A 1,141-nucleotide genomic window follows, 5' to 3' on the forward strand; every position below is an offset into this window, starting at 1 on the left:
GTGGGCTGAGTGCGGTGGCTCAGGGAGGGGTTGCTGCGGGGGTGGTGCAGGGTATTGCGGCTGATGCCGGGGAGAAGGTGGCGTTTGTGTTCCCGGGGCAGGGGTCGCAGTGGGCGGGGATGGGACGGGAGCTGTACGACCGCTTCTCCGATTTTGCTGAAGAACTCGATGCAGTATGTGACTGCCTGGATGCTCGCCTAGATCATCCAATAAAGCAGACAATGTTTGCTGGTAAGGGTTCATCCAATGCGGATTTGCTGGATCAAACAGCGTTCACGCAAGCAGCATTGTTTGCGATTGAAGTGGCGTTGTTTCGATTGGTGAAGCGATGGGGAGTTGCCCCGGACTTCCTGGCCGGGCATTCTATTGGAGAAGTAGCTGCTGCTCATGTTGCAGGGGTCCTTTCTCTGCAGGACGCCTGCGATTTGGTAGTGGCTCGCGGCCGTCTGATGCAGGCACTGCCCTGTACAGGAGCAATGGTGGCGCTCGAAGCATCCGAAACTGAGGTGTCGCCTCAACTGGTGGGGCGAGAACAGCAAGTCAGTATTGCGGCAGTGAACGGCCCATCCTCGGTAGTCATCTCCGGTGATGAGCATCACGTATCTGAGATAGCTGCCCTATGGGGAAAGAGAGGGCGAAGGGTCAAGCGACTCCGAGTCAGTCACGCATTCCACTCTCCGTACATGGATAGTATGCTCGATGCTTTTAGAAAAGTTGTAGAGAGCTTGACCTTCCATCCCCCAATGATTCCAATCGTTTCCAATGTCACCGGTGAATTGCTTCGAGATGAGGAGGCATGTTCACCGGAATATTGGGTGCGGCATGTGCGCCAGCCAGTGAGATTCTACGACGCCATGATTTCGCTTCAGACCCGAGGGGTATCCACCTTTATAGAGTTGGGCCCGGGCGGGGCTCTCACCGCAATGATTCAGAACTGCCTCACCGACGCCCACACCGCAACTGCGGCACTGGCACCAGTACTGCGCCCGGATCGCTCCGAGACCCGGACCCTTCTCAACTCGCTGGGTGAGGTGTTTGTGCGTGGAGGGGCGGTGGATTGGGAGGCGGTGTTCCCTGGACGGCCCTCTGCGGTGCAGTTGCCGACCTATGCCTTCCAGCGCAAGCGGTACTGGTTGGAGAC

Annotated in this window: 1 protein-coding gene; it reads left to right on the top strand. The window is 57.8% G+C overall.

Translation table 11 applies throughout. The features are described from left to right. Positions 1–41: 41 nt before the first annotated feature. Positions 42–1,141: acyltransferase domain-containing protein (locus tag SM418_RS37935; protein ID WP_371946479.1), on the top strand; the 1,100-nt coding region annotated here is incomplete at its 3' end.

The organism is Actinomadura chokoriensis (genome assembly GCF_041463665.1).
GTDB classification, from domain to species: domain Bacteria; phylum Actinomycetota; class Actinomycetes; order Streptosporangiales; family Streptosporangiaceae; genus Spirillospora; species Spirillospora chokoriensis_A.